The 22,414-nt window shown below is 43.5% G+C and carries 14 protein-coding genes; 11 read left to right on the top strand and 3 right to left on the bottom strand.

The genetic code is table 11. The features are described from left to right. The first annotated feature begins 239 nt into the window (after window positions 1-239). A complete protein-coding gene (locus ASG85_RS09515) occupies window positions 240-884 on the top strand; it encodes an FMN-dependent NADH-azoreductase (RefSeq protein WP_060646073.1) in 645 nt (214 codons plus the stop codon). 72 nt (window positions 885-956) lie between these two features. Here ASG85_RS09515 and ASG85_RS09510 read toward each other — a convergent pair whose 3' ends face one another. Both ASG85_RS09510 and yicI read right to left on the bottom strand, forming a co-directional pair. Further along, complete coding sequence (locus tag ASG85_RS09510) at window positions 957-1,565, bottom strand: TetR/AcrR family transcriptional regulator (RefSeq protein WP_060646072.1); 609 nt, start codon at window positions 1,563-1,565, stop codon at window positions 957-959. Between the two features lie 152 nt (window positions 1,566-1,717). Continuing rightward, window positions 1,718-4,036 (bottom strand): alpha-xylosidase, encoded by a 2,319-nt coding sequence (gene yicI / locus ASG85_RS09505; protein ID WP_060646071.1) that lies wholly within the window; start codon window positions 4,034-4,036, stop codon window positions 1,718-1,720. Between the two features lie 130 nt (window positions 4,037-4,166). Between yicI and ASG85_RS09500 the strand changes: the two genes are divergently transcribed. From ASG85_RS09500 to ASG85_RS09475, 6 genes are all read left to right on the top strand, one after another. Next, window positions 4,167-5,090 carry a helix-turn-helix transcriptional regulator gene (locus ASG85_RS09500; protein WP_060646070.1) on the top strand — a complete coding sequence of 308 codons (924 nt, stop codon included), beginning with the start codon at window positions 4,167-4,169 and terminating at the stop codon, window positions 5,088-5,090. A 41-nt stretch (window positions 5,091-5,131) separates the two neighbouring features. Next, window positions 5,132-6,880, top strand: a complete 1,749-nt coding sequence (locus ASG85_RS09495; RefSeq protein WP_060646146.1) for a sensor histidine kinase — start codon at window positions 5,132-5,134, stop codon at window positions 6,878-6,880. Further along, window positions 6,873-7,994 carry a response regulator gene (locus tag ASG85_RS09490; protein WP_057305545.1) on the top strand — a complete coding sequence of 374 codons (1,122 nt, stop codon included), beginning with the start codon at window positions 6,873-6,875 and terminating at the stop codon, window positions 7,992-7,994. The genes ASG85_RS09495 and ASG85_RS09490 overlap by 8 nt, the downstream gene beginning before the upstream one ends. A gap of 160 nt (window positions 7,995-8,154) precedes the next feature. Then, window positions 8,155-9,873: an extracellular solute-binding protein gene (locus tag ASG85_RS09485; RefSeq protein WP_057305544.1), complete on the top strand. Its 1,719-nt coding sequence runs from the start codon at window positions 8,155-8,157 to the stop codon at window positions 9,871-9,873. 71 nt (window positions 9,874-9,944) lie between these two features. After that, window positions 9,945-10,835 (top strand): ABC transporter permease, encoded by an 891-nt coding sequence (locus ASG85_RS09480; RefSeq protein ID WP_057305543.1) that lies wholly within the window; start codon window positions 9,945-9,947, stop codon window positions 10,833-10,835. A 17-nt stretch (window positions 10,836-10,852) separates the two neighbouring features. Beyond that, a complete protein-coding gene (locus ASG85_RS09475; RefSeq protein ID WP_057305542.1) occupies window positions 10,853-11,737 on the top strand; it encodes a carbohydrate ABC transporter permease in 885 nt (294 codons plus the stop codon). Window positions 11,738-12,336: 599 nt separating this feature from the next. Here the strand turns inward: ASG85_RS09475 and ASG85_RS09470 are convergent. Next, window positions 12,337-13,698, bottom strand: a complete 1,362-nt coding sequence (locus ASG85_RS09470) for an MFS transporter (protein WP_060646069.1) — start codon at window positions 13,696-13,698, stop codon at window positions 12,337-12,339. Between the two features lie 382 nt (window positions 13,699-14,080). Here ASG85_RS09470 and ASG85_RS09465 point away from each other — a divergent pair, with 382 nt between their 5' ends. Genes ASG85_RS09465 through ASG85_RS09450 form a run of 4 tightly spaced genes read left to right on the top strand, consistent with a single transcriptional unit; the run spans window position 14,081 to window position 22,409 of the window. Continuing rightward, window positions 14,081-15,748, top strand: a complete 1,668-nt coding sequence (locus tag ASG85_RS09465) for an extracellular solute-binding protein (protein WP_060646068.1) — start codon at window positions 14,081-14,083, stop codon at window positions 15,746-15,748. Window positions 15,749-15,771: 23 nt separating this feature from the next. Next, a complete protein-coding gene (locus ASG85_RS09460; RefSeq protein ID WP_060646067.1) occupies window positions 15,772-20,586 on the top strand; it encodes a glycoside hydrolase domain-containing protein in 4,815 nt (1,604 codons plus the stop codon). Window positions 20,587-20,601: 15 nt separating this feature from the next. Next, a complete protein-coding gene (locus tag ASG85_RS09455) occupies window positions 20,602-21,501 on the top strand; it encodes an ABC transporter permease (RefSeq protein ID WP_060646066.1) in 900 nt (299 codons plus the stop codon). Between the two features lie 17 nt (window positions 21,502-21,518). Next, the gene (locus ASG85_RS09450) at window positions 21,519-22,409 is read left to right on the top strand and encodes a carbohydrate ABC transporter permease (protein WP_060646065.1); all 891 of its coding nucleotides are present in this window, start codon (window positions 21,519-21,521) and stop codon (window positions 22,407-22,409) included. Window positions 22,410-22,414: the final 5 nt, after the last annotated feature.

Genomic DNA, 22,414 nt, shown 5'->3' with positions numbered 1-22,414 from the left:
ATTTTAATTCCTTTTGGGTTAATTATCATTCATGGAGGAATATTCCAATATTGTTTTGCAAAGAATATATTTAAGGATTTGGACTCTCATGATAATAATTATCATTATTGTTGTATTTCTGATTTCCGCAATCTTGCATTATAAAAAGACAATAACCGATAGAAATCTAACGCTTATTTGGCTTTTGGCAATTATTTTTGCTGGAATATTCAAATGATCATTAAGAAGGAGAGATTTTGATGAATAAAATGCTTGTTATTAATGCTCATCCCAAAGTAGATTCTACATCATCTTTTAGTCTGCAGGTTTTAAACCATTTCTTGAAGGCGTATAAGGAACAAAATCAAACGGAGACCATTGAACAAATTAATCTTTATGATGATCGTGTTCCTTCCGTTGATCGTACGGTCCTAAGTGCATGGGAGAAGTTGGCAAAAGGAGAGCAGTTAACTGACGAAGAGCAAGAGGTTACTAGTCGGATGTCCGAGATACTAAAGCAATTCAAAAGCGCGAATAAATATGTCATTGTCATGCCATTGCATAACTTTAACATTCCATCCAAGCTCAAAGATTATATGGATAATATCCTTATAGCCCGTGAAACTTTTAAATATACGGATACCGGTTCAGAGGGCTTGTTAAAAGACGGCCGCAGCATTCTTGTCATTCAAGGAAGCGGCGGGGTATATACCAATAATGATTGGTATACAGAAGTTGAATACTCACATAAATACCTCAAATCCATGTTTAATTTCATTGGACTTGAGGATTACCAAATCATTAGAGCTCAAGGAACTGCATTCCTAAATCGAGATGAAATATTAGCAAATGCTAACAAAGAAGCTGAAAAAGCTGCTGAGCGTTTATCTGGTGTTTCTGTGTAATTTAAATGGATCAAATAAGCAAAGGGTTGTCTTCAAGTAGTGATTTATCTACTTTTGAGACAGCCCTTTTTTTTATTGCTTTACAAGCCCTAATAGAATCATGTCGGAAACCGTTTCTGTAATTTTCTCCGCGGAAACATGCTCTTTTAATTTTAGAATGAGATGGGGGTTAATCATGTTGATAATGAGCAATTCCAGCAGTTTCGGATCGCCTTCTCTAAATATTCCTTCTTCTTGGCCTTGTAGAATGATATCTAGAACGCTGCCCTCTAGGGCAGTTAATAGGGAGGCTCTCATATCATCGCCCAATTCACCTATTGTTGCCAAATGGAGCCCCATACTATGTATTTTTCCATATTGTAAGTGCGAAGCTGAGAAGATATCAAATAAAAGTCGGATTTTTTGATCAGCGGGCATGTCCATTTTGACGACCTGCAATTGCTTTTCTTTAATTTTTTGGAAAATGTCGGTGACTACAGCAGTGGCTAGCACGGTTTTGTTGGAAAATCGCCGATGGACAGTTCCTACGCCTACCCCTGCTTCATTAGCAATTTCTTCGATGGTGGCGTCATAGCCTTTCATAGCGAAAATTTTATAAGCAGCAGTTAGAACTCTTAGTGTATTTTGATTGGCATCTTTACGATTGCTTGGCGTTGATAAATCCGAACCCTTTAATGGCATCTACGAGCTCCTTATCGTATGTCTGGTTAGTAACCGGAATGTGAATTCCTTATAAATTATACAGTAGTTATAGACCGGTGTATAACTGCTAATCCTTGCAGAAGTGGAAAACGGCTGACCCTGTATGAATAACAGGGCCAGCCGTTTATTTATTACAATCTTACTGCTATCTTTGATGTGCCGGGTTCGGGAGTTAGCACGATGCCATCAGCTGATCTTGTCCAAGATGCGCCTTCTACGGATGAGATTTGATTGCCTCTTAGTACAAGGGTGTAAGGTTTAGTTCCGCCTTGAATAGAGATGTCGATCAGCTCATTCATTCGGACTGCTTTTACGGTTAATTGCAGATTAGCTTGTACATCATAAATTGACGTTTCCGCGGCTGCTCCATCCCCCAGTTCAAATAAATGAAGAGATACGCCATCCGCATAATCGTAATCGGGCTTCTGCTCATTTGCTCCTATGGCAAGCAGCGTATTCGGTTTAACTAGCAAGGGCAGCGTCATATAGCCATGCGTTTCCTCCTGCCATTTCCCGCCCTCAATAACTCTTCCGTTGAAGAAATCGGTCCAACGTCCTTCGGGAACATAGTACATCACAGTTCCTTGATCATTAAAGATTGGGGCAACAAGCAGGTCATCTCCTAACATGTACTGCGTATCCAGGTGATGAGTGGACGGGTCTGATGCAAAATCCAGCACCATTGCGCGCATCATCGGAATCCCCATTTCTGTAGATTGGATAGCACTTGCAAACAGATAGGGCATTAATGAGCTTTTTAGCTTTGTAAAATGTCGAAGAACATCGACCGCTTCTTCGTCAAATAGCCATGGAACACGGTAAGATTCATTGCCGTGCAGACGGCTGTGCGAAGACAACAGTCCAAAGGCTACCCAGCGTTTATAAATATCGGGCGGGGCTGTTTTTTCAAAACCGCTAATGTCATGGCTCCAGAATCCGAAACCGGATAAACCGAGTGAAAGGCCTCCGCGAAGCGACTCCGCCATGGAGTCGTAGTTGGCCGAGCAGTCGCCGCCCCAGTGTACGGGAAATTGCTGTCCTCCAGCCGTAGCAGAGCGGGCAAATAACATGGCCTCGTTCTTGCCGAGTTTTTCTTCCAGTACTTCAAATACGGCTTTATTGTATAGGAATGTATAGTAGTTATGCATTTTCAATGGATCCGAACCGTCGTGGTATTTCACATCGGTCGGGATGCGCTCGCCGAAATCCGTTTTGAAGCAATCCACGCCCATATCGATCAGCCGTCTTAAATGACCTTTGTACCACTCTGTGGCTTCCGGATTGGTGAAATCGACAAGCCCCATGCCGGCCTGCCATAGATCCCACTGCCAAACGTGATCATCCAAGGTTTTGACCAAATAGCCCTTGTCCATGCCTTCTTGAAAGAGCGGCGATTTCTGGCCAATGTACGAATTGATCCAGACACATATTTTCAATCCCTTGTCCTTAAGCCGTCCCAGCATTCCTACCGGATCGGGGAACATATCGGCATCCCACTCAAAGTTGGTCCATTGATATTCCTTCATCCAGAAACAATCAAAATGGAACACATGCAGCGGAAGGTCTCGTTCAAACATGCCGTCAATGAAACTGTTCACGGTAGCTTCATCATAATCTGTCGTGAAGGAGGTTGTTAACCACAAACCGAACGACCATGCCGGCGGCAGAGCGGGTTTGCCGGTAAGCTTCGTGTAATTATTTAAAACATCTTTTAGCGTTTTGCCGCCAATAATGAAATACTCCACACTTTCGCCTGGTACGCTGAACTGGACTTTGGACACAACCTCAGAGCCGACTTCGAACGATACGTGTTCGGGATGATTGACGAAAACACCGTATCCTTTACTGGATAAGTAAAAGGGCACATTTTTGTAGGCTTGTTCACTGCTCGTGCCGCCATCTTCGTTCCAAATATCTACGGTCTGCCCGTTCTTCACTACATTTGTAAAACGTTCTCCCAATCCGTAAATATGCTCATTAATACCAAGCTCAAGCTGCTCGCGAAAATAAATTTCTTTGTTAGCTGTCGTAATATGCCCTGCACCCTTGCTGTTGGTGCCAGTTAAACGACGGCCTTCGAAAGAGAATTCAGCTCCCCACGTACTATGTTTGTTGGCTTTTACGCTTAATCCGCCGGATGTCATGGTCACATGATCGTTACTGTCATCGAAAGAAATAAGAGTCTGCGGATTATCGAACAATTCAAAAGCGGGTCCTTGCGAACGTTTGCCTGCATGATGAGTCCAGCGGACACGGATGATATCGGGAAGGGGCGAGCTCAGTTCACATGTCAACATCGCACCATTTAAAGTATCCCCTTTTCGCTGAATCTTCCGCGCGGCAGCATATACAGTCAGACTGCTATCTTCTTGGTGTACATCGCGAACATCGACAGGATTAAGGACGGTATATCCTTCTTTTGCCATCCAATAACCGTTAGAAAATTTCATTACCATCATCCCTTCAAAGTGTTGTAATATAATTATATTGATTTAAAAACTCCATTCCTTTCGTTATATTGTGAAATAATATCAGTATTTTGACATACACTTTGAAATTCTCTAGAGGGGGACTATCGCTATGCATCAAGCCAATTTAAAAGAGGACCGTATTCACGGTGATCCGCTTTATCCAATCCGAGTGTATGAAATCTGCTGCCAGCCAGGGGAAGAACTGCTTGAACTCCATTGGCATGATGAGCTGGAGTTTCTCATGCTTACCAAGGGTAAGGCGGTATTCCGTGTTTCTATGGATGACTATGAATTGGAAGCCGGGGAAGCGATTTTCATGAATTCCGGTCAGCTTCATTCTGGTCGTATATCCGCAAACGAAGAATGCTGCTTCACCGCCGTGGTGTTTCATTCGGATATATTGGGAGGCGAGAGGTTTGATCTCGTTCGTGAGAAATATATTAATCCGCTAATCCAGCAGAAATTTGTCGCTCCTGCCCACATCAGCCATCATACTGCAGAGGAAAGAGAGCTATTGGCGTTGTTGCTGCAAGTGTTCGATTTGAATATTAATGAAAGGCCGTTATATGAGCTTTCTACAAAAGCATTGCTTCAATTGATCATTTCAAAGCTAATTATGCTGGGAGGTCCCGCTTTTCGTGAGCTTCCGCTTTCCGTCAATCCTACGCACATAGATCGATTAAAGCTGATTATCGAATATATGCAAGTAAACTATAGCAGTCCGATTCGATTGGAGGACCTCGCGGCGATCGTTTCTTTTAGCGAGTCTTATCTCTGCCGATACTTCAAGGGTTTTACAGGAAAAAGTCCACTGGAGTACTTAAACCAAGTGCGTGCACAGCGAGCGGCTTTACTATTGAAGGATACCAACAAGAAGGTTACAGAGATTTCACTGGATGTCGGCTTTAATACCTTGAGTTATTTTATCGGTGTGTTTAAAACGCATTTTGGTCATACACCTTCAGAATACCGGAAAAGATTAAGGACAAGCGAGGGTATGGGTGGATATTCACGAATCATTGTTTCTAGTTGAATAAAGCCTGATCGGGGGAGTGATTATTGTTGTTTGTTAAAATGAAGGAGAATGTGAAGTCATTTCTGTACGATTATTTAACGTTGAAAAAGAGGATTTTTATTATTTTCTTATGCAGTACATTGATTCCGTTTATTTGTATCGTTCTTATCTCGTATTACGCGATTTATTCCATACTTACTAATAAAATTCAGAGCGGTATTCAAAGTAATTTAAAACAAGTAGAGCTTTCCTTAGAAAGCACGATAAGCAATCTAAATCATGTCTCCCAGCAGCTTGCTTTTGCAGGAAGTGTGGGCAAGAAGTTGGATCAAATGTTATCGCTTCCAGCCAGTCAATCATTCGAACGCTCGCAAATGATAAGCGAATTAAAAGATGAATTAAGCTTAGTCACCTTTACCAATCCCAATATTGGTTTAACCTTATACTATTTTCAAAATGATCATACGTATGATCTCGAAAATTCGGGCGTAAAGGAGAATTTTTCCCCTGAGAAGTTGCCATTGCTTGCAGAATACTCGGGAATTTCTTATTACGGTCCTCATTTAAGCAACAATCAATTTGATAATAATTTTGTTTTATCTGCACGAAGGAAAGTGGATTTACCGCAGCGTGATGATGTCTATGTCTATATTGAAACGGGGTTTCATCTCACGCAAAACATTCTGAATAATGATCAATTTGGCGGAACAAATTCCCATGTTTTCCTAGATAATGACGGGAGAATCGCGTATAGCGAGCTTCCCAATACATTTGTGAAAGATACGATATTTCCCAACTTTTCTAAAGAAAAAACCTTTGGCACATATAATGAATTTTACTGGTTTAGGCAGGCAAGCAACCAAGGCTGGAGTATCGTGTCTGTCATTCCAAAAGCAGATTACAACAAAGAAATGAACCAGTGGTTTGTTCAAATCATGCTGTTTTCGCTCCTTTTTCTAGGGATGAGTTTACTCATGGCTTGGCTCTTATGGAAGATGGTATATCTCCCTTTGAATGGTTTTAATAGAGAAATCAAGCAGATGGCACAAAACAGAGTCCAGACCGTTACAGTACGAACAAAAATACCGGAGTTTGATTTTCTACTGCATCAATTTAGGCAAATGAGAGAACAGATATGGAATTTATTCGCCGAAGTCGAACGGAAAGAGAAGCGAAGAGTGGATCTTGAGGTAGAGAAGCTGCTCTATCAAATTAATCCCCATTTTTTAATGAATACGTTGGATACTGTGCATTGGTTAGCTGTCATGAACGGTCAGAACGAAATCGATCGTCTTGTATCCTCATTAAATAAGCTGCTGCATTATAATTTAGGCAAGCTGGGACAGGCCTCAACCATTTATGAAGAAATAGAAGCCTTAAAGCAATATTTGATTTTACAGCAAATTCGCTATGATTTTAAGTTTGATGTTCAGATGAATGTCGATGAAGAGGTATGGAACATGCCGGTTCCTCGTTTTATTCTCCAGCCGCTTGTCGAAAATTCACTTTATCACGGGTTAAGTGATGACGGGTATATTAAGGTAGATGTCAGTTTAATGAATACGATTCAGATCTCGATTCATGATAACGGTTCTGGGATGTCGGAGGAAACGATTCATAACCTATTACACAATCCGGAAGTTGAAAACAAAAAGGTTGGTATGGGGATTGGCTTAAATTATGTTAAGCGAATGCTTGAATCCCAATATGGCGAGCAGGCGGACCTGAGTATCAAGAGTGTGATCGGAAAAGGGACAACCATCCTTGTTTCCTTACCTATTATGGAGGTGAAATCCCAGCATGATTAAAGTGATGATTGTCGATGATGATAAATTGGTTCGCAAAGGTCTTATATCAGCCATGCCTTGGCACGATTTTGACATGGAGGTAGTCGGGGAAGCAAGTAATGGCGAGAAAGCCTTGGAATTTATAGCAGCGAACGCGATAGATTTATTGCTGACTGATTTAGCGATGCCTGTTATGTCAGGGATCGAATTACTGAAAATCGTGAGAAAGCAATATCCAAGCATTTATACCGTCGTGCTAACCTTTCATCAGGATTTTGAATATATCCAAGAGGCACTGAGACTTGGTGCTATTGATTATATTGCCAAGGTTCAGCTTGAAAAGGAGCGCTTTGAGGAAGTGTTGGAGCGGATCTACACGCGGATTAAGGAGGAGCAGAAGCATGCACCTAATCTGCATGATATCTTTTATGATAATGAGTCCTCTCATGGCATAGGTTCTTCGGTTCATGAAGGGGACAATCAGCTGGTGGCAGCTCAAAAAGACTTAAACGTAGTGAAAGAGCAATGGTCAGGTCATGAATGGGTCTATCAAGATAACCTATTTACAACACATATCCATGATTTGAAGCAGCTGCGTTTACCTCAAACGAAGCTGATCGGGTTGTTATATGCGTTAATCGATAAATGGAATCTTTTATTTCATCCAGTTGATTTGGCGACAATCCAATTGCCTGATTCTTTTGAAAGCTGGCATGAGGTTGAGGAATGGTTGATGGCTACTCGTGAAATGATTCGCAAGGCGATTGATAAACCTTCTTTTTCACAAGAGGTTGTAGACTGTGTGATGAAAGCAGTTTACATCGCGAATGAAGAAATGAAAGAGCAAATTACGGCCGCGAGCATTGCGAAACGGGTTAATATGAGTAGAAGCTATTTCAGCCAGTGCTTTAAAGAAATTGTAGGCATTAATTTTAGTGAGCATTTACGTCACAAACGTATTGAGAAAGCAAAGGAGTATCTGCTTTATACGAACAAAACGATTCTCTGGATTGCTGAGAACGTTGGATATATGGATGAAAAGTATTTTAGCCGCACCTTTCGTGAGCAAACAGGCCTGTTGCCAAGCGAATATAGGCTGAAGAGTGTGACGGGTAGAGAAATGTCCGAAAATTAGAGGGTCAAATGCTGCGAATTCATGAGAAAAAGGTGATTACCTGCGAATTCTCGGTCATTTACCCCTCTAAAGCTGTAACCGTTTTCCATCCTAGCAGCGTGATGTTTCGTGATACTTTTAGGGTGTAGATAAATTCTGAAAGCGAAAGAAGGGGCTTTATATGAGAAGATCTAAAAAAAGCATGCTGCTGTTACTTGCCGGGATGCTAGTCGTACTATCCGCATGCTCAGAGAAGGCGAAGGAATCACCTAAAGCGGAGGCTACGCCTGCGCAAACGGGAGCAGCGCAAACAGCAGCTGCGCCAACAGAAGCGGGGCCATTCGCCAAATCGGCCAAACCGATTACGATTAAAATTGGTAAAGATGTAGATGCTTCCGATAAGAGCTTGCCAGCGGGAGACTCGCCTGAAAACAACCCGTATACCCGTTATATCAAAGATAACTTGAATATCGATACCAAAATTGTTTGGCAGGCTGCCAGCGGTAAGGATTACGACCAAAAAGTTAATTTATCCATTGCCAGTAACGATTTGCCGGATGCGTTGGTTGTGAAAGATACACAGTTCAGACAAATGGTGAAAAGCGGTCAACTCGCGGATCTTACCGAAGTTTATAATAAATACGCCTCACCTGCGATCAAACATATCATTGAAACGACGCAAGGGCTTGCGCTTAAAGCGGTCACCGTTGATGGAAAGATGTATGCCCTTCCTAACGTCACGACAGAATCAGATATGGTTCATATGATGTGGATTCGCAAGGATTGGTTGGACAAATTAGGCCTTCAACCGCCTAAAACAATGGACGATCTAGAAAAAGTAGCCAAAGCTTTTGTCGAACAAGATCCTGACGGGAATGGAAAAGCCGATACCATTGGCATAACAGGTCCGCAATTAGGCGGTTTACTGAATGCCGATTTTATCAATCCTAATAATAATAACTATGGTTTCGACCCTATCTTTTCTTCGTATCATTCCTATCCAGGATTTTGGTTAAAAGGTGCTGATGGCAAAACAACCTATGGCTCCCTTCAGCCAGAAACGAAGCAAGCTCTCTCGAAGCTGCGTGATCTCTATTCCAAAGGTTTAATTGATAAGGAAATGACCATTCGGAAGGATGCGCAGGAACTGATTAAGAATGGAACTTCAGGCATTTATTTTGGACTATGGTGGGCTGGCGGGTACGGTCCATTAGCCGATGCGATTAAGAATAATCCGAAGGCAAATTGGCAAGCGTATACGGCTCCATTGGATGTGAATGGTGAATTCACACCGCACATGGGGAACCCGTCCAATCAATATCTGGTTGTTCGTAAAGGTTATGAGCATCCGGAAGCCGCTATTCAAATGGAAAATCTTTTGCTGCGCGATGAATCCAAATTCGATGTCAAAGTGGCAATTGGAAACTATCCTTTACGTGTTGTTTTTGCCCCAATGGATGAGATGGATGTCACTTACAAGATGATGAAAGAGGTTCTTGCAGGCACCAAGAAACCGGAGGATCTAGATATTCCAGGATATAAATTACTAAAAGCCGATGCTGAAAAAGTGAAAAAAGTAAAACTCGAGCCTTATGACAAGAATGATATTCAATACTGGGATCCTAACGCGGATTTAGGGACATGGAAGCGTATGTACTCCACATTCGTAGGGATATCCCCGCTGCAGCAGCCGTTCAAGAAAACCTATAGCGTGACCTATTCGCAGACGAAAACCATGGAAAGCAAATGGGCTTTACTTGATAAATTAGAGAAGGAAACATTCCTCAAAATTATCATGGGAGCTGCGCCGCTGGATTCCTTTGATAAGTTCGTACAAGATTGGAAGAAGCAAGGCGGAGATCAAATTCTGACTGAAATCGATGAGAGTATCAAACAGTAAGAAAGCATGGAGGCGTCAGAGAACTCTGGCGCCTTTCCCTTACAATAGAGAGAATGGAAGTGATCGGTAGGATGGTTACGAAGGGGTTTGCCAAGCATTACTATCTCATGCTTCTTCCTGGATTTATTTGGTTGACGCTGTTTAGTATCGTGCCTATGTTCGGGATTGTCATTGCTTTTCAAGATTTTAATCCAGGTCTAGGCATGTTTCATTCCGATTGGGTCGGATTGGAAAATTTCAAGTATATGTTCACACTTAATGATAGTAAAACGGTGTTTATTAATACGTTATTTATTGCGGTTATGAAAATTATCGCGAATATGGTTGTACCGCTTATTTTCGCTTTATTGTTGAATGAATTACGCATTGCGTTTTTAAAAAGATGGGTGCAAACGATTGTTTATTTACCGCATTTTCTATCATGGGTCATTCTTTCGGGTATCTTGTTGGACGTATTGTCTTATAAAGGACCTGTTAACAGCATCTTGGGCATATTCGGTATTAGCCCGACTTTGTTTTTTGCAAAAGCGGAATTGTTCCCTTTTATCATCGTGGGAAGTGATGTGTGGAAGGAATTCGGATTTAACACGATTATTTTTTTGGCGGCTTTAACGGGAATCAATCCGGCTTTATACGAGGCGGCTGCCATTGACGGCGCCACTCGCTGGCAGCGTTTACTTCATGTCACACTGCCTGGAATTATGACAACGGTTATTTTACTTTCTGTACTCAGCCTAGGTAATGTCCTCAATGCTGGATTTGACCAAATTTTCAACCTCTATAATCCTCTTGTTTATTCGAGCGGGGATATTATTGACACATGGGTCTATCGGACAGGGTTATTGAATCTCCAGTATGGATTGGCAACGGCAATGGGACTATTAAAATCAGTCATCAGTTTTCTTCTAATTACAACCTCCTATTTCCTAGCTGCTAAGTTTGCAAATTATCGTATTTTTTAATATAAAGGAGCATGAAAATGGTCAAAGAAACAACAATCGGCTCCAGAGTATTCGATCTTTTCCTTATCGTGCTGCTGGTTGGCATAGCGTTATTATGTGTTCTTCCTTTATGGTATACCCTTGCTGTTTCGTTAAGTGATAACGCAGCAGCATCCTCGGGGCAAGTTGGCTTATGGCCGGTGGGGTTTAATTTTAACTCTTATCATGAGATCATGGGTGACAGTAAGTTTTTCAACTCGTTCTGGATTTCCATACAGCGAGTCGTGTTGGGATCGAGTCTTAACTTCGTGATTATTATTCTGATGGGTTACCCTTTATCCAAAAATGCGAAGGACTTACCATTTCGAAATGTGCTAATGTGGATATTGGTGTTTACCATGTTATTTAATGGAGGATTAATTCCTTGGTATCAAACGGTTAAATCTTTAGGCTTGATCAACAACATCTGGGCGCTTGTTCTAGGGAACAGTGTACCGATTTTCAGTGTGATTCTGGTCATTAACTATTTCCGCAATCTGCCTAAGGAATTGGAAGAGGCGGCACTTGTCGACGGTGCGGGGCCTTGGTATATGCTTATCAAAATTTTCATTCCACTGGCGGTTCCCGTGTTGGCAACTGTAACTTTGTTCAGCATCGTCTATCACTGGAATGAGTTTTTTAATGGCCTTGTGCTGATGTCGAATGCGGATCATTACCCGCTGCAAACTTACATTCAGCAATTGGTCGTTATTGTGGATGCTAATACCATGACCGCGGAACAAATACAGAAGATGAGTGAGCTTTCTAATCAGACCTTGAACGCGGCTAAAATCTTTATTGCTATGATCCCGGTTCTCGTCATTTACCCGTTTCTTCAACGATTTTTTATTCATGGGATTACGTTGGGGTCTGTTAAGGAATGATCAAGCCAGGGGCTATGCTAAGGGTTTCGGAATTTGCCCAAGGAGACGAGGAAATACCTGAATCTCAGGGAAGCGGAACGAGAGGCGAAGAAGCACTTGAAGTTGTGTAAGCGGAACGAGGAACGAAGAAGCACCCGAAGTTGTGTAAGCGGAACGAGAAGCGAAGAAGCACTTGAAATCGTGTAAGCGGAACGAGGAGGCGTTATTTGGGCGAAAACACGCGAAATCGTGGGGAAGCGGAACGTAGAGGCGTTATTTCGTATTTTTTGCCTCTGGAACGTTCAATTTCGCCCGAATAGCGTCCTCACGTTCCCTTAATTCGATTTATAGTGCAGATCTCCCGAAATAGCGCATCTACGTTCCGCGAACTAGCGGTAAAGTGGCATTCCATTGCCCATAGTCCGCAAATGAAAACAGCACTAAATAAATAACAAGGACAGTTGGGCGGGTAAAACCTGCAGCTCAGCTGTCTTTTTAATTCTCGGAATAAAAAAGGCTGTCTTCAAGTAGATTTCTACTTTTGAGACAGCCTTTGGTGTTTTCTATCCTCACCGAAAGAGAGATTAGCGCCTCTAGGGGCTTTATTTTAGATCAAGTATTCATCTGCCTTGAACTGCTTTTGTGATGGAATTACTTGGCATTATTATCGATAACGTGAGAGTTGCCAAGCTGATTAGGGCGCATACGATGGCCATAGCGTGGAGTCGCTGTGTGGTGATTTCATGACTAAAGATGGCTCCAAGTAAACTGGAGGAGAGGATCGTCCCCATAAATCTGGAGGTCATGAACAAGCCCGAAGCTATCCCTGTCTCTGCAGCGGATACATAGGAATATAAGGCTGTCTGCAATCCGAGATTTTGGAATCCGCTGCTCAAGCCGAATACGGATAGGATGGCAAATATCGCCAAGGAAGCGGAATGCTCATGAATCAGCATTATGAGCAGTGAACCCGCTATAACGATAAGCGAACCTGTGATTAGCGGTGTTTTGGAGCCGGAATTGTCAATCCATCTGCCAACCAGTGGCGTAGTGAAAATCCCTAATCCTGACAAGGCCAGCATCATCATGCCAACCTGCTGCGCATCGAATTGCCGGACTTGCTGTAAGTAAGAAGGAATGCTGAACATGATCGAGTAGAACACGATGTTGACACAAATAAACTGGATATAGACCAAACAAACGTTGAGATTTTTTTTCAAAAAGATCACATCAATAAACGGCTGGGTGCGCTTTAACTCAAACTTATAGAATACATAACTCAGCACTAAGCTGGTTAAAAGAAACCAGAAGTTGACCTTCTTTTCGAAGGAAAGAAAGAAAAATAGCCAACTGATGATTAGTGCTGCAAAAAAGGAAATGCCCCACAAATCCAGTCCGCCTTTGGCGAGTGACTTGCGCGGGCCGTCTTTCGGAAGAATTCGGATAGAAAGCAGAAAAGCAATGAGGATTACCGGAAAGTTAACAATGAAAATAGCTGGCCAATCCCCATATTGGATCAAAAACCCGCCAATAGACGGACCGAGGGCCGCCGACGTGGAAGAAAAAATCGACATCACGCTTAGTGCCCTAGCTTGATTATCTGTGATACTACTGCGAATAATCCCCATTCCGGCTGGGTATAGCGAAGATGTTCCTATCGCTTGAATGACGCGAAAGCCAATAAGCCAGCCAATGCTCGGTGCCAGCGGAGCTAGCAAGGATGACACTGTAACGAGTGCAAGTCCAATTAAGAAGATACGTTTGCGACCGAAGATATCGCTTATCTTCCCCATAATTGGTTGAGCAATAGCACTGGCCACATAATAAGTCGCGATCAGCCAAGAGATAGCACTATAAGTGACATGAAATTCGGCCTGCAGCCGTGAGAATGCAACAGAAATCATCGACGTATTCAGTGGATTTAAGAGAACTCCAAGGCCAACAGCTGTGATTAGCCAAAGCTGCTTGTTTTTATTAAGCATATCATTTCTCTCTTTCTCTTTTTTTAATTCATTATAATCCTATTTAAGTTGGACTGCTTGATAAAAATCGGTTAAAGCGTAACACCTATTTACAATGCGCAAGCGTAAAAAAATAAGAAATCTATATGATCTTAAGAAATTAAAATGCGATTCATTAAATTATTAATACTTTATGAGAAAAGAGATATATCCGGTTGTGGTTAAAGCTTCTATGATCGAAATGTAAACGCTTTGTAAAATGTCATTCATGCTTACGTGTACATGTAGGAAGAAAGGGGCTGTTATCAAAAATTATCCGAGTGTTAATCTATCTCTTCATGATAACTTTTGCTCGAGATTCCAACGGGAGTCACTTTCCTATTAAAGAAAGCGGGGATTGTGTATGGAAAAAGGAAAAAGATGGATAGTCGGACTGCTAGCTTGCATGGTTGTCCTCTCGGCTTGTTCCAAGGAAAATGATGAGAAGGATGCTAATTCAACGAAAGATAAGACTAACGCAGAGCAAAGCACTGCGACCCCAAGTATTGCTGCATCGAAAACGGATTTGTATAAAATGGCGGAGCCTGTAAATACATCTTTTATTTTGAGGGTTAACCCCGATTTAAAGCTGCCGCAAGGCGACACCATGGACAACAACCTGTTTACTCGTTATATCTCGGAGCAGACGAATATTAACTTCAAGCTGCAATGGTACGCTTCCAATACCGACTACGAACAAAAAGCGAAGCTTGCGATCGCAAGCAATGATCTTCCGGACGCTATAATTGTGGATGAGAAGCAATTCCGCGCGATGGCCGAGGGAGGTCAAATCGAAGATCTGACCGATGTGTATAACAAATATGCTTCGGACGAAGTCAAGAAGTATTACGATTCAACCAAGGGAAGAGCGCTAAAGCAGGCTACTTTCAACAAAAAGCTGATGGCCCTTCCGAATATCGTTCCGCAAGCAGACGCCTATGTGTTGACTTGGCTTCGCAAGGACTGGCTTGACAAGCTAGGACTGCCTGAGCCGAAGACGCTCGAAGACGTTGAGAAAATTACGGAAGCTTTCATCAAAAGAGATCCTGATGGAAATGGCAAAGCCGATACGGTCGGAATTACCGGCAACAATTCAACAATAACGCAGTGGTATGGACACGATTTCAGGGCCATTTTCAATGTTTATAACTCGCACCCTGGCATTTGGTATAAAGATTCATCCGATAAAGTTGTGTATGGCTCGACGACACCAGAAGCGAAGCAAGCCTTGGTTAAAGCCCGTGAATTTTATGCGAAAGGGCTGTACGACAAAGAGTTTGCCACACGCAAGGATCCGAATGAATTGGTCGTAAGCGGTCAAACGGGCCTATTTTTTCAGGCATGGTGGGAGCCGTTCTCACTTGGAGACGCGATTAAGCGCGATCCCAAAGCCGACTGGAAAGCTTATGCAATTACCGGCGTCAATAGCAAATACAATGTGTCGATGGTAGCGACAAGCAGTTCTTTCCTTGTTGTGAAAAAAGGCAATAAACAGCCGGAAGCTCTCATGAAGTATTTGAACTTTGTCACTCGTTTTTTCAAATCGCCAACCGCAAATGATCTCAAAATCGACCATGTTCAGTATGTATCCATACTGCCTCTTACGCTCAATATTGATTACGAGGACACAGCAACGAAGAAGCATGACATGCTTGTGCAAGCGAACGAAGGGAAGCTTTCACCTGATCAATTAACCCCGGAGATGAAGGGCCATTATGAACGCTGGCAGCGAGTACTCGCATCCTCTGGCAAACCAGATCCAGCGGATTGGTCTGCACCTTATGCGTATTTGTACGGCATTGGGGCATTCCCTAAGGAAGAGGCTCAGAACAAAGTCTACCCAGCGTATACAGGGACTACGCCTACAATGGATAAGAAATGGTCCAACTTGCAGAAGTTAGAGGACGAGACATTCTTCAATATCGTTTTGGGTAAAAAACCGATCGAAGCGTTCGATCAATTCGTCTCTGACTGGAAAAATCAGGGTGGTGAACAAATTACGAAAGAAATCGAGGCAGAGCTCCAAAAGTAAACTCAGGAAGAGAGGGAATAACCGTGCATAAGATAACAGCAGCTTTGGTGTTAGTTGCAAGTATTCTTTTTTCGATGGTCCCTGTCGCTGCACCTCTCGCACATGCCGAGAGCGGCGGAATTGACATGTGGGTCGTAAACCCCTTGAAAACCGTATACCGAACGAGCACTCTGCCCAGTAATCCACAAGACAATATAAGTTTGGTGTCTGCCAAAAACGAGTATGAAAGCTCGCAAATTGCTGTAAGAAGCGATGCGGAATTTGAAATCACAAAAGTTGAATTCTCCGATCTCCAAGCATCTGGGAATAAAACACTTTCCAAGGACAACATGAGCTATCATTTCGTGGAATATGAACTTAAGGATACCGTTCAACCGAATGTGCATTATCCGGATCGTGTGGGCAACCTCATTTATCCGCCATCTGATATTCCCGATCCTTTATCCAATGAAGCATCCATACACGTAGCGGCGAATTCGACGCAACCCATTTTTATAACCAATTATGTGCCTTCTGCAGCAATGCCTGGCATTTATCACGGTACCATTAAGGTAAAGACGACCTTGGGCGACTACAGCGTACCGATTCAAGTTGATGTGGAAAATGTTGAAATTCCCAAAATCACAAATGCTAATTTTGTGAATTACCAATGGACCATGACGAATGGCTTTACCTGGGATAACTATGATGTAGGGAAATATTACTACGGCGTAGAGACTTATAGTGATGAATGGTTCCAATTAATGGATAATTTCGCCAAAGTAATGGCAGATCACCGTCAGAACATGGTATGGATTAGAACCGACCTCTTTTTGAATGCGAAAGGGACGACGTACTCAGACTTCAATGACGGGATTCCACAGCATATTGATTGGTCGTTATTTGACCGGTATGTGCAAACCTTTATCGACAGGGGCATCACCAATTTCGCCAATATTCACTTGATAGGCGCGTTAAATCAAATCATGCCAAACGAAGAGAAGCAAGATGCCTGGAAGACGGATTTGCCGGATGCTCTTCCGAAGACGGATGCATTTCTGGAGCATTATCTTACTGCGTTAACCGATCATTTGAAAGCAAAAGGCTGGCTTGACGGCGATTTCACTTGGTACCAGCACATCCGGGATGAACCTTCAACCGAGAAGGATCGGAATTACTGGACCTATGTTGCTAGAAAAGTAAAACAAGTCGCTCCTAAGTTTAAGACCATGGATGCAGACCCAAATGGTGTTCTGTTGGCTAATGGAACGAAGCCCTATGTTGACGTGTGGGTACCGTTAACTCCGGCTTTTCAGGAGAAGAAGGAGCTGTATAAAGCGGAGCAGGCCGCTGGTAAAGAAATGTGGGTCTACACCTGTGAAGTCAATACGCCCCCTTGGCTTAATCGATTCTGGACGCAGCCCACTTTAACAGGAAGGCTGCTATTCTGGAATCTTAGCCAGGATGGTGTAACAGGCCATTTGCATTGGGCGTGGAATGCCTGGTACGTAGGCAGCTGGTTTGGAGATTCAACGATTGTATATCCCGATAAAAACAAACAAACGGTCAAAAGCTCGCTTCGCTACGAAGCCCAAAGAGATGGACTTGAAGACTATGAGCTGATGCACACGATCAAGCAAACGAATCCGGGATTGGCCAAGAAGATAGCCGACAATGCTGTGAGCCCGGATGATCCAAGGAAGTACACGCTTGATCCGGAGTATGTAATGACGCTTCATAACTATTTGGTCAAAGCGGCAGCAGGCGCGGATGTTGGCGAGATTCCTTCGTCCACAAGTCCATATGATGGTCAAGAAATACCAATGACGTACATGGTAGACAGCGCTAATGGCGATATTCGCTATACCGGCGAATGGTTCTCAAAGAGCAGCCAGTTTGCCTATTCGAAAAGCGTTCAAGCGACTTCGAGTAAAAATAATTCGCTGGAATATGATTTTGTCGGCTCGGGAATCGATGTCATTGTGGAGAAAAATCAGGCCTCTGGGAAAGTGATCATCTCCGTAGACAATGCAAGCCCCGTTATCGTGGATCTGTACGAGAAAGTCCAACACGACTATTTCACGATTTATAGCAAGATGAACCTTTCTGAAGGGGATCAACACACCATTAAGATTACGAACCTGGAAGGAAAAGAAATCAGCTTTGACGCATTCCGGGTACATAGGTACGCAGGACAGCAAATCTATGATGCTTCTCTGAAAAGCTTGGATCTTACTAATGCTCCTCAGTTTGAGTTTAACCATAACATCACCAATTACCGGATCATGCTGCCCGACAATGTGAACTCAATCTCTTTAACTCCGATACAAACAGACGAAAAAGGCACTTTACTCATTAACGGTAAAAAATTGAGAAGTGGTGCGACTGTCGTTGCCAACATTCCAACTGGAAAAAGCACTATCACTCTCCAATCCACCGCAAGTGATGGCGTCACTACGAAAACGTACACACTATCTTTTGTGAAGGGGGTTAAGAATGAGCCGGGCACCAATATCGCACGGAGCTATTCGGATATTACCGCTACTCTGACGCGTCCGCTTGATCAGGGCGGGGTTACGTATGGCCCGGCTAAGATGGTCGACGGCAGTTACGGCACGATGTTTGCCAGTTGGCAGGGTTACTTTGATGATCATCCATTCCCGCATGAGTTCGTCATTTCATGGGACAATAAGCAGTCATTTAACACCATTGTCATGGCGACACCATCTGGTCTCATTCAGGGAATCAATGATATTGATGTCTTGGTCTCAAAAGATGGCATCAATTATCAAACGGTCGCGCAGCGAGTTCCGATCACCTGGACGAGCAACAAAGATGATGGCGTTATGGAGCTCACTTTCGCAAATATCCCAGCAGTTTCAGATGTCACGAAGCTGAAAATCCAGATCAATAATGCTTACAACGCTACGTGGCGGATGTATGCCGTTTATGAACTTGAGCTATACAACCTACCGGAGAATGAAGTTGCTTTCGAAGGCTTAGGTAATCAGATTCAGGCAAGTGCAGGTCCTAACGGAACGATTAGCCCGAGCGGTGAAGTCGCTGTAAACGAAGGCGATAATAAAGCCTTCACGTTCTTGCCTAATCCAGGATTTGCAGTCGATAAGGTAACCGTAGACAGCAGAGAGGTAACGGTAACCGGCAATGTCTACACGTTTGATAAAGTGACCTCCAGTCATACAATCAATGTCACTTTCAAAGGAGCCGGCACCGGCACCGGTAGCAACAAAATTCAGACGGGCGCGGGTCCTAACGGAACGATTAGCCCTAGCGGTGAAGTCACTGTAAACAATGGCGATAATAAAGCCTTCACGTTCTTGCCTAATCCCGGATACTTAGTCGATAAGGTCACCGTTGACAGCTTAGAGGTAACGGTCACTGGCAATGTCTACACATTCGATAAAGTGACCTCCAATCATACGATCAATGTCACTTTCAAAGGAGCCGGCACCGGCACCGGCAGCAACAAAATTCAGGCGAGCGCGGGTCCTAACGGAACGATTAGCCCTAGCGGTGAAGTCACTGTAAATACTGGCGATAATAAAGCCTTCACGTACTTGCCTAATACTGGATATCTAGTCGATAAGTTAACCGTAGACAGCAGAGAGGTAACGGTAACCGGCAATGTCTACACGTTTGATAAAGTGACCTCCAATCATACGATCAACGTCACTTTCAAAACAAGCGGCAATGGCGGAGGAGCTTATTCGGGCAGTGCCGTAGAGGATCATACGGATAAGTATTTCGTCAAACCGGAGGAATTCGCTAAGCCTGACGGAGTAGGTAAAGTCACGATTGCGATAGGAGCCGATATCAAACAAGTCGTGCTGCCGTCCAATGTGCTTGAACTTCTGGCAGCGAATCAACTAGTCTTTCAGACGGATCAGCTATCGATTACTGTGCCGGTTGAAGTTCTAAAGCAGTTAGTCGATAAGATACCTGCAGATGAACGAAAAGACAGCCATATTGCGCTGAATCTCAATCAATTGCCGCGCTCCGAGGCAAATGTCCTACTGGCCAAGGCACATGTAACAGGCCAGACGAAAGTGACACTGGTCGGAGATCTAGTCGATCTGAGCTTGGTAGTGGTTAGAAAGGATGGGCTAACCGTTGGTGTTTCCAAATTTGATAAACCGATCATGATTCGGTTAAAAGTTGACAAGACCGCTAACCCGAATCTATCAGGTGTTTATTTTATTGCTGAAACTGGGTCGATCGAATACGTCGGAGGAAAATATGACAATGGTGAAATCGTTGCAGGAGTCGAGCATTTCAGCAAATATGCGGTGCTTGAAGTGAAGAAGTCGTTCTTGGATGTGCCTTCTTCCCACTGGGCGTTAAGCGTGATTCAAGAACTGGTTAACAAAGGAATATTGAACGGTGTCAGCGAAAACTCCTTTGAGCCGAATCGAGCCGTCACCCGCGCAGAATTTACGAGTATGCTCGTTAGAGGGCTGAAGCTTTCGGCAAAAGGAGAGCGCCTATTTAGCGATGTCGCAAGCGACGCATGGTACTCCGATGCGGTTGCTATCGCTTATCACTCGGGTATTGTGACAGGGAAAAGCGAGAGCCTATTTGATCCGAACGCTCCAATTACAAGACAAGAGATGGTTGCCATGATGATGCGGGGTTATAAGCTAACCAAGTCAAATCAGGCAAACGGGAATAAGGCTTCTTCTTTTACGGATGAATCCGATGTAGCCCCATGGGCTCTTGAATCTGTAAGGGAGGCCGCAGCACTTCAACTTATAGACGGCGTGGAGCTCAGCAAGTTTGTCCCAAACCGTGTAGCTACCCGTGCGGAAGCGGCTATGATGCTGAAGCGGGTACTCCAGTAAGGAGATGAGAACTTAATGCGGTATCGATCCATTCAGAAACATTATCACGCCATGCTGCTTCCCGGGGTTGTCCTGCTCTTTATTTTCAGCATTGTCCCGATGTTCGGAGCGCTTATTGCCTTTCAAGATTTTAAAATCGGCCTCGGTATCTGGAAATCTCAATGGGTCGGATTCGAGAACTTTCAGTATCTGTTCCAACTGCCTGACAGCAAAAGGATACTAACGAACACCTTGTTCCTCTCGATTATGAAAATCATAGCGAACCTTTGCATCCCCTTACTATTCGCTATTTTGTTGAACGAGTTGAGAAGAAAAACGTTCAAACGGTGGGTACAAACGATCGTCTACTTACCTCACTTCTTGTCTTGGGTTATTTTATCGAGCGTGATTACCGATATTCTGCAGATCAAGGGCCCAGTCAACGAGCTGCTCCAAGTATTCGGTTTCAAACCGATCCTGTTTATGATTAGCAACAGCTGGTTTCCCGGCATTGTGATTACATCCGACGTTTGGAAAGATTTCGGCTTTAACGCAGTTATTTATTTGGCTGCGTTAGCCGGAATCAATCCTTCCTTATTCGAAGCGGCTGGTATGGATGGAGCAAATCGGATGAAGCAGATTTGGCATGTGACAATTCCTTCTCTCCGACCGACGATTGTCTTGCTGGCGACATTAAGCCTGGGCAGTATACTTAACGCCGGCAATGCCGGATTTGATCAAATCTTGAATCTTTATAATCCGCTCGTTTACGAATCGGGAGACATCATTGATACGTACGTCTACAGGGCCGGTATATTGGACGGCCAGTATGGCTTAGCCACAGTGGTCGGACTTCTGAAATCCGTGATAGGTTTTATTCTCATAATGACATCGTATAAACTGGCTAGCAGATTTGCAAACTATCGTATTTTTTAACAGGGGAGATGGGGACTGTGGTGCGAAGCCAAACAATCGGGTACAAGATTTCGGCCTACTTACTCTACGTGCTGATGGGCGGTGTAGCGCTGCTTTCGCTCGCTCCAATTTGGTATACGGTCGCCATTTCATTTAGTGATAAAGCAGCGGCTGCAGCAGGAAGTGTCACGTTCTGGCCGATTGGATTCAATGTATTTTCTTACAAGACCTTATTGGGTGATACAGCGTTTTTAAGAGCATTTGTAACATCCGTGAAGCGGGTTCTGCTTGGAGGCTCGATTAACTTTCTATTGACGGTTCTCATGGCTTATCCGTTGTCCAAAGAAACAAGCGAATTCCGCTCTCGACATCTGTATATGTGGTTTCTCGTATTCACCATGTTGTTTAGCGGAGGAACCATTCCGCTCTATATCGTCGTGAAGGAACTAGGACTTTTTAATTCCATTTGGTCCTTGGTGCTGCCAACTGCCGTACAGGTGTTTAATGTCATGCTGCTGCTGAATTTTTTTCGGAGTATTCCAAAGGAGCTGAATGAAGCAGGTGAAATGGATGGGGCTGGCCCTTGGTATATGCTGGTCAAGGTATCCCTGCCCCTATCCGTACCAGCGCTTGCCACGATAACTTTATTCAGTATCGTCAACCACTGGAATGCGTTTTTCGATGGCATGATTTATATGCGCAGCTTTGACAAATATCCGCTTCAGGCCTACATTCAACAGCTAGTCGTGCAAGTGAATATGAAGGAAATGTCCAGCGATCCCAATCAGTTGGATCTGCTGGCGAAAATGTCTAATAAAACGTTAAATGCATCGAAGATCGTCATTTCGATGCTGCCGATTCTGTTGATTTATCCATTTCTACAAAAGTATTTCATTCACGGTATTATGTTGGGATCTGTCAAAGAGTAATGCGA

This window comes from Paenibacillus sp. Soil724D2 (assembly GCF_001427935.1).
Taxonomy (GTDB): Bacteria; Bacillota; Bacilli; order Paenibacillales; family NBRC-103111; genus Paenibacillus_E.
This window is presented reverse-complemented; position numbering and strand designations above follow the sequence as displayed.